The following is a 6,466-nucleotide window of genomic DNA, read 5'->3' as shown; positions in this document are numbered from 1 at the left end:
AACTCAGCAGTGAAACGATGCATCGCCGATGGTAGTGTGGGGTTTCCCCATGTGAGAGTAGGTCATCGTCAAGATTAAATTCCGAAACCCCAATTGCGAAAGCAGTTGGGGTTTTGTTTTTGTCCGCGGGAAAGCCACGACTACTGGATTTCTATGCAATCGCTCGATGCGTGGCTATCATGCGGGCCTCATTGTGAGGCGAGACCTGCATGCTGACGTTGTTAAAGCTTCTTAAAGATGGCCGATTCCATTCGGGTCAAGCATTGGGTGCTGCCCTGGGCGTCAGTCGTAGTGCTGTGTGGAAGCAGCTTCAGCATTTGGAAGCTGAACTGGGTTTGTCTATTCATAAAGTTCGTGGGCGTGGCTATCAATTGTCCGCGCCATTAGCGCTGCTCGATCCTGCCGAGATAAGCGCTCAGGCGCTTTCTTGCGCCTGGCCCGTCCAGGTTTACGATTCAATCGACTCCACGAATGCCGAGGCGCTGCGTGCTATTGAGCGCGGGCAAGCGGCACCGTTTGTGGTGCTTTCGGAGCGGCAGACAGCCGGACGCGGGCGACGTGGTCGCAAGTGGGTCAGTCCATTCGCAGAAAACGTCTATTACAGCCTGGTGCTACGCATTGATGGTGGGATGCGTCAGTTGGAGGGTTTGAGTCTCGTCGTTGGGCTCGCTGTCTTGCAGACGTTGCGTGAACTCGGTATTGCAGCCGCTGGATTGAAGTGGCCTAACGATGTCCTTGTGGGCCAGAAAAAGATCGCGGGAATATTACTCGAGTTGGTTGGTGACCCTGCTGATGTGTGCCACGTGGTCCTGGGGGTTGGAATCAATGTGAACATGCAGTCCGCTGACGAGGTGGACCAGCAATGGACATCCCTGCGGCTCGAGTCGGGCAAATTGTTTGATCGCAACCAATTGGTCGCGGTGCTGGGGGAGATGCTGCAGCGATACCTGGCTCGTCACCAGGCGGGTGGTTTTTTGGCCATCCAGTCGGAGTGGGAGCAAAATCACCTGTGGCAGGGGCGAAGCGTGTCGTTGATTGCCGGTGTCAATCAAATTGATGGTGAGGTACTTGGTATCGATGGCCAAGGCGCCTTGCGCCTGAAGGTGGATGGTGTGGAGAAAGTCTTCAGTGGTGGTGAGTTGAGCCTGAGGTTGCGTGATGATTCTTGAGCTCGATTGTGGGAATAGTTTCATCAAGTGGCGTGTACTTGCTGTTAATGCTGGGCAGGTGCTCGGTGAGGGGGTCGTCGATTCCAATCTCGCATTGCTGGAGGGGTTGGGGGGGCTCAAAGGGCTTGCCCTTACGTTTTGCCGGCTGGTGAGCGTCAGGACCGCGGAGGAAACCGCTGCGCTGACGTCTTTGCTCAGGGATACCTTTGATATGCCGGTTGTGTGCGCAACGCCAGCACGTGAAATGTCAGGCGTGCGCAATGGGTATGAGGAGTTTGAGCGGCTGGGTCTGGATCGGTGGCTTGCAATGCTCGGAGGCTTTCATCTGGCTTCAGGTGCGTGCCTGGTGCTCGACTTCGGTACGGCCGTGACTGCTGACTTTATCGCTGCGGATGGGGAGCACCTGGGTGGTTTCATCTGTCCGGGGATGCCGTTGATGCGTAATCAATTGCGCACCCACACTCGCAAAATTCGTTATGGGGATCTGGCGGCCGAGCAGGCTCTGGAAAGTCTTGTTCCAGGTCGCGCGACTGTCGAGGCTGTAGAGCGTGGTTGTCTGTTGATGTTGCGCGGTTTTGTGCTGACCCAGCTCGAGTTGGCGCGCAGTTACTGGGGGGAGGACTTTGTCCTGTTCCTCACCGGAGGGGATGCGAGCCTGGTTACTGAGGTCGTGCCTCAGGCCAGGGTTGTTCCGGACTTGGTGTTTGTCGGATTGGCCATGGCCTGTCCCTTGTCCTGAGGTTTTTATGCGTTGGTTGTTTCTGCTGTTGCTTGTCCTCAATGGCTTCTACTACATCTGGCATCAACAAGAGGCTCCTCTGCGCGCGAAGGATGTCACGCCTTTGAGTCTGTATCGCGGATCTCAACAAGATATCCGCTTGTTGAGCGAAGCAAGTGACGTCTCCAAAGACAAGGGTAAGGCTGTCTCGACAGACAATGGCTGCCTTTATCTGGGCGGCTATACGCGCCAGGATGCCGCGCAGGCGGTTGAGCGTCGTTTGAGCGGGATGGAGGTCAAGTATCAGTCCCTGCCGAAAACTGCGACAGAAGGGGCAGGGTATTGGGTGCGTATCGCACCGGAAAGCCGGCGTTGGCTGGACGATTTGCAGCTGCAAAACCTTTCTAAAGAATTCAATGAGTTAAAACATAAAATAATGCCGTGCGAGGGGGTTGCACCCATCGAATAGTTTGCATAGAATGGCGCCCGCTCCACAGCGAACACCGGAAACGGTAAACGGTGTGAAGCGAGGTCAACGCAGCTAAGCTCAGGTTTTTAATGAGAAAAATGCTTGACAGAAGGCTGGCATGATGTAGAATGCCGGCTCGCTTAGGAGGGGTTCCCGAGCGGCCAAAGGGATCAGACTGTAAATCTGACGTCTACGACTTCGAAGGTTCGAATCCTTCCCCCTCCACCATTTTTAGCGAGAGCTGTAAGCCTCGCGGGTATAGTTTAGTGGTAGAACCTCAGCCTTCCAAGCTGATGATGCGGGTTCGATTCCCGCTACCCGCTCCAAGTTTACAGGTTTTGCACAGTGTTACGCTCTTGTAGCTCAGTTGGTAGAGCACACCCTTGGTAAGGGTGAGGTCAGCGGTTCAAATCCGCTCAAGAGCTCCATATAACAAGGCAGATATGAAAATATCTGCCTTTGTTTTAGGTGGTAGTGGTTGCGCCTGATTGTGTTTCTGAAGGTTGCCGGTGTCGTGGATGTCGGTGTTGCAGCCAAGGTTGCCTGGTAAGTGTTGTAAAGTCTTTTTCGGGTCGGCATAATGGTCGGCCTGATTTTGTTTTAGGTCAGTAGCTCAATTGGCAGAGCGACGGTCTCCAAAACCGTAGGTTGGGGGTTCGATTCCCTCCTGACCTGCCAGATTCACTCGGTGTGTCTGGCTTTCTTTTCACAGGATCTTCATAGATGACTCCTAAAGCTGAAGCTCAAGGCTCTCGTTTCGATCTCCTCAAGTGGCTTGTAGTAGTCGCTCTGGTGGTTGTTGGCGTTGTTGGCAATCAGTACTTTTCTGCTTCGCCGATCCTGTACCGCGTACTCGCATTGCTTGCTATTGCTGCCGTAGCTGCCTTTGTAGGCCTGCAGACGGTCAAGGGCAAGTCTTTCTTTGTACTGGTTAAGGAAGCGCGCACCGAGATTCGTAAAGTCGTTTGGCCAACTCGCCAAGAAACCACGCAGACCACGTTGATCGTTGTGGCTGTTGTTCTGGTTATGGCGTTGCTGTTGTGGGGGCTTGATTCCCTGCTCGGCTGGCTTGTTTCCTTGATTGTCGGCTAAGGGTGTCCCGTGGCTAAGCGTTGGTATGTTGTGCATGCTTACTCCGGTTACGAGAAGCATGTAATGCGCTCGCTGATCGAGCGCGTAAAGCTGGCCGGTATGGAAGATGGCTTCGGCGAGATTCTGGTTCCCACTGAAGAAGTGGTTGAAATGCGCAATGGCCAGAAGCGCAAAAGTGAACGCAAATTCTTCCCTGGCTATGTGCTGGTGCAGATGGATATGAACGAGGGTACTTGGCACTTGGTCAAGGATACTCCTCGGGTGATGGGTTTCATTGGCGGTACTGCCGATAAGCCTGCGCCAATCACCGATAAAGAAGCAGAAGCCATTCTGCGTCGCGTTGCCGATGGCAGCGACAAGCCGAAGCCGAAGACGTTGTTCGAGCCGGGTGAGTCGGTGCGTGTCAACGACGGTCCGTTTGCGGACTTTACCGGTGTTGTTGAAGAGGTTAACTACGAAAAGAGCCGGATCCAGGTCGCGGTGCTCATTTTCGGTCGCTCTACTCCGGTGGAGCTCGAGTTCAGCCAGGTCGAAAAGGTCTAGTTGAACAAAAATCCCAACCCCGCAGCCGTAGGCTGTGGGGTTTTGTCGTCACTGGGATAAACGCGCAAGTAACCGGGGAGCCTTTCGAGGCGTTTGAACCCGTAATTGGAGTGCCTCATGGCCAAGAAGATTACCGCTTACATCAAGCTGCAAGTGAAAGCCGCTCAGGCTAACCCGAGCCCACCTGTTGGTCCTGCTCTGGGTCAGCACGGCGTGAACATCATGGAATTCTGCAAGGCTTTCAACGCCCGTACTCAGGGTCTTGAGCCAGGTCTGCCGACTCCAGTGATCATCACTGTCTACAGCGACCGTAGCTTCACTTTCGAAACCAAATCCACCCCTGCTTCGGTTCTGCTGAAGAAGGCGGCCGGTCTGACCAGCGGTTCCGCTCGTCCGAACACCGTTAAGGTTGGCACCGTGACTCGTGCTCAGCTGGAAGAAATCGCGAAAACCAAAAACGCGGATCTGACTGCAGCTGATATGGAAGCAGCCGTGCGTACTATCGCCGGTTCTGCTCGTAGCATGGGCCTTAACGTGGAGGGTGTGTAATGGCTAAGCTGACCAAGCGTCAAAAGGCTATCGCCGGCAAAATCGAAGCAGGCAAGGCCTACAACTTTGTAGACGCCGCTGCCCTGCTGGCCGAGCTGTCGACTGTCAAGTTCAGCGAGTCGTTCGACGTAGCTGTAAACCTGGGTGTTGACCCGCGTAAATCCGACCAGGTCGTTCGTAGCGCTACTGTGCTGCCACACGGCACTGGCAAGACCGTTCGCGTTGCTGTGTTCACTCAGGGTCCAGCTGCTGAAGCCGCTCTGGCTGCCGGCGCTGACCGCGTAGGCATGGACGACCTGGCTGCCGAAATGAAAGGCGGCGACCTGAACTATGACGTAGTGATCGCATCCCCGGATGCAATGCGCGTTGTAGGTCAGTTGGGTCAGATCCTCGGTCCACGTGGCCTGATGCCTAACCCTAAAGTCGGCACCGTAACCCCAGACGTAGCTACCGCGGTTAAAAACGCCAAGGCTGGTCAGGTTCGTTATCGCACCGACAAAAACGGCATCATCCACACTTCCGTTGGCAAGATCGGCTTCGACGCCGTCAAGCTGAAGGAAAACGTTGAAGCCCTGATCGCTGATCTGAAGCGTATCAAGCCAGCTTCCTCGAAAGGCATTTACGTCAAGCGCGTTACCCTGAGCACCACTATGGGCCCAGGTCTGGTCATCGACCAAAGCTCGCTCGACGCGTAAGACACAGATTGGCGCAAGCGATTGCGCCAATTGAAAAATTGGGGTCCCTGCCTGGCGGGGGCTATCCAAGACCGTAGGCGACGCAAGTCTTAAACCACAAGCCTACGCAGATGGTGCTCCCGGTTCCTTACCGAATCAGACACCAAAACGACATCCGGTTTCGACCAGATGAAACGGTAACAAGCAGGAGTTAAACCCGTGGCAATTAAACTCGAAGACAAGAAGGCCATCGTCGCTGAAGTCAACGAGGCTGCCAAAGTCGCTCTGTCCGCTGTCGTGGCTGATGCCCGTGGCGTAACAGTAGGCGCGATGACCGGACTCCGTAAAGAGGCTCGTGAAGCTGGCGTTTACGTACGTGTTGTACGTAACACCCTGCTCAAGCGCGCTGTTGCTGACACTGAATTCAGTGTCCTCAACGACGTGTTCACTGGCCCTACCCTGATTGCGTTCTCCAAAGAACATCCAGGCGCTGCTGCCCGGATCTTCAAGGAATTCGCAAAGGGTCAGGACAAGTTCGAGATCAAGGCAGCTGCGTTCGAGGGCAAGTTCCTCGCAGCTAACCAAATCGACGTACTGGCAACTCTGCCGACCCGTGACGAAGCAATTTCTCAGCTGATGAGCGTGATTCAAGGCGCTACCAGCAAATTGGCTCGTACCCTGGCGGCAATTCGCGACCAGAAAGAAGCTGCTGCAGCCTAAGGCTCGTCAACTTCTCGCGTTTTTTGTTTTTTTCGATGGTCGCGTAGGCCGTCCCCAATATCAGGAATTAGATTCATGTCTATCTCTCAGAACGATATCCTTGAAGCAGTTGGCAACATGTCCGTAATGGAAGTTGTTGAGCTGATCAAAGCTTTCGAAGAAAAATTCGGTGTTACCGCTGCTGCTGCTTCGGCTGGTCCAGCTGCTGCTGCCGCTGTTGTTGAAGAGCAAACTGAATTCAACGTCATGCTGCTGGAAGCTGGCGAGAAGAAAGTTAACGTGATCAAGGCAGTACGTGAACTGACCGGTCTGGGCCTGAAAGAAGCCAAGGCTGTAGTTGACGGCGCTCCTGCCATGGTTCTGGAAGCAGTGACCAAAGATGCAGGCGACAAAGCCAAAGCAACTCTGGAAGAAGCAGGCGCTAAAGTCGAGCTGAAGTAAGCATCGACTTTGCGTCTCCAGCCCGAGCGTTAAGCGACAGGCTGATGGCTGGTGGCTCTTGCCACCGGCCTTTTTCCGTTATTGGCAGCCG

The 6,466-nt window shown here is 54.5% G+C and carries 9 protein-coding genes and 4 tRNA genes; all 13 read left to right on the top strand.

The window, feature by feature from the left end; genetic code table 11:
* Window positions 1-209: 209 nt before the first annotated feature.
* The 13 genes from birA (at window position 210) to rplL (ending at window position 6,375) form a co-directional block, all read left to right on the top strand.
* Window positions 210-1,169 (top strand): bifunctional biotin--[acetyl-CoA-carboxylase] ligase/biotin operon repressor BirA, encoded by a 960-nt coding sequence (gene birA, locus KGA85_RS14895; protein WP_223453686.1) that lies wholly within the window; start codon window positions 210-212, stop codon window positions 1,167-1,169.
* Complete coding sequence (locus KGA85_RS14890; protein WP_223453684.1) at window positions 1,159-1,908, top strand: pantothenate kinase; 750 nt, start codon at window positions 1,159-1,161, stop codon at window positions 1,906-1,908. The genes birA and KGA85_RS14890 overlap by 11 nt, the downstream gene beginning before the upstream one ends.
* Window positions 1,909-1,915: 7 nt before the next feature.
* Window positions 1,916-2,356, top strand: coding sequence for a hypothetical protein (locus KGA85_RS14885; protein WP_223453682.1), 441 nt, complete (start codon window positions 1,916-1,918; stop codon window positions 2,354-2,356).
* 143 nt (window positions 2,357-2,499) lie between these two features.
* Window positions 2,500-2,584, top strand: a tRNA-Tyr gene (locus KGA85_RS14880).
* 24 nt (window positions 2,585-2,608) lie between these two features.
* Window positions 2,609-2,682: transfer RNA gene (locus tag KGA85_RS14875), tRNA-Gly, on the top strand.
* Between the two features lie 26 nt (window positions 2,683-2,708).
* Window positions 2,709-2,784 (top strand) — tRNA-Thr (locus tag KGA85_RS14870).
* A gap of 174 nt (window positions 2,785-2,958) precedes the next feature.
* A tRNA-Trp gene (locus KGA85_RS14865) sits at window positions 2,959-3,034 on the top strand.
* A gap of 45 nt (window positions 3,035-3,079) precedes the next feature.
* Complete coding sequence (gene secE, locus KGA85_RS14860) at window positions 3,080-3,448, top strand: preprotein translocase subunit SecE (RefSeq protein ID WP_007984402.1); 369 nt, start codon at window positions 3,080-3,082, stop codon at window positions 3,446-3,448.
* Window positions 3,449-3,457: 9 nt separating this feature from the next.
* Complete coding sequence (gene nusG, locus KGA85_RS14855; RefSeq protein ID WP_007984405.1) at window positions 3,458-3,991, top strand: transcription termination/antitermination protein NusG; 534 nt, start codon at window positions 3,458-3,460, stop codon at window positions 3,989-3,991.
* A gap of 117 nt (window positions 3,992-4,108) precedes the next feature.
* Complete coding sequence (rplK, locus tag KGA85_RS14850; RefSeq protein ID WP_007933726.1) at window positions 4,109-4,540, top strand: 50S ribosomal protein L11; 432 nt, start codon at window positions 4,109-4,111, stop codon at window positions 4,538-4,540.
* Window positions 4,540-5,235, top strand: coding sequence for a 50S ribosomal protein L1 (gene rplA / locus KGA85_RS14845; RefSeq protein WP_003186095.1), 696 nt, complete (start codon window positions 4,540-4,542; stop codon window positions 5,233-5,235). Before rplK ends, rplA begins: the two co-directional genes overlap by 1 nt.
* 198 nt (window positions 5,236-5,433) lie before the next feature.
* Window positions 5,434-5,934, top strand: a complete 501-nt coding sequence (rplJ, locus tag KGA85_RS14840) for a 50S ribosomal protein L10 (RefSeq protein ID WP_007970413.1) — start codon at window positions 5,434-5,436, stop codon at window positions 5,932-5,934.
* A 75-nt stretch (window positions 5,935-6,009) separates the two neighbouring features.
* A complete protein-coding gene (gene rplL / locus KGA85_RS14835; RefSeq protein WP_108218340.1) occupies window positions 6,010-6,375 on the top strand; it encodes a 50S ribosomal protein L7/L12 in 366 nt (121 codons plus the stop codon).
* Window positions 6,376-6,466 lie beyond the last annotated feature (91 nt).

It is taken from the genome of Pseudomonas sp. GL-B-12 (assembly GCF_019955895.1).
GTDB lineage: Bacteria > Pseudomonadota > Gammaproteobacteria > Pseudomonadales > Pseudomonadaceae > Aquipseudomonas.
Note: the sequence above shows the minus strand (reverse complement) of the source record. Positions and strands in the feature narration are given on the sequence as shown.

Excerpts from the sequence above, each read along its gene's own strand:
- rplA (WP_003186095.1), top strand. The coding sequence starts at position 4,540 with ATGGCTAAGCTGACCAAGCGTCAAAAGGCTATCGCCGGCAAAATCGAA.
- secE (WP_007984402.1), top strand. The coding sequence starts at position 3,080 with ATGACTCCTAAAGCTGAAGCTCAAGGCTCTCGTTTCGATCTCCTCAAG.
- rplK (WP_007933726.1), top strand. The coding sequence starts at position 4,109 with ATGGCCAAGAAGATTACCGCTTACATCAAGCTGCAAGTGAAAGCCGCT.
- rplL (WP_108218340.1), top strand. The coding sequence starts at position 6,010 with ATGTCTATCTCTCAGAACGATATCCTTGAAGCAGTTGGCAACATGTCC.
- birA (WP_223453686.1), top strand. The coding sequence starts at position 210 with ATGCTGACGTTGTTAAAGCTTCTTAAAGATGGCCGATTCCATTCGGGT.
- KGA85_RS14890 (WP_223453684.1), top strand. The coding sequence starts at position 1,159 with ATGATTCTTGAGCTCGATTGTGGGAATAGTTTCATCAAGTGGCGTGTA.
- KGA85_RS14885 (WP_223453682.1), top strand. The coding sequence starts at position 1,916 with ATGCGTTGGTTGTTTCTGCTGTTGCTTGTCCTCAATGGCTTCTACTAC.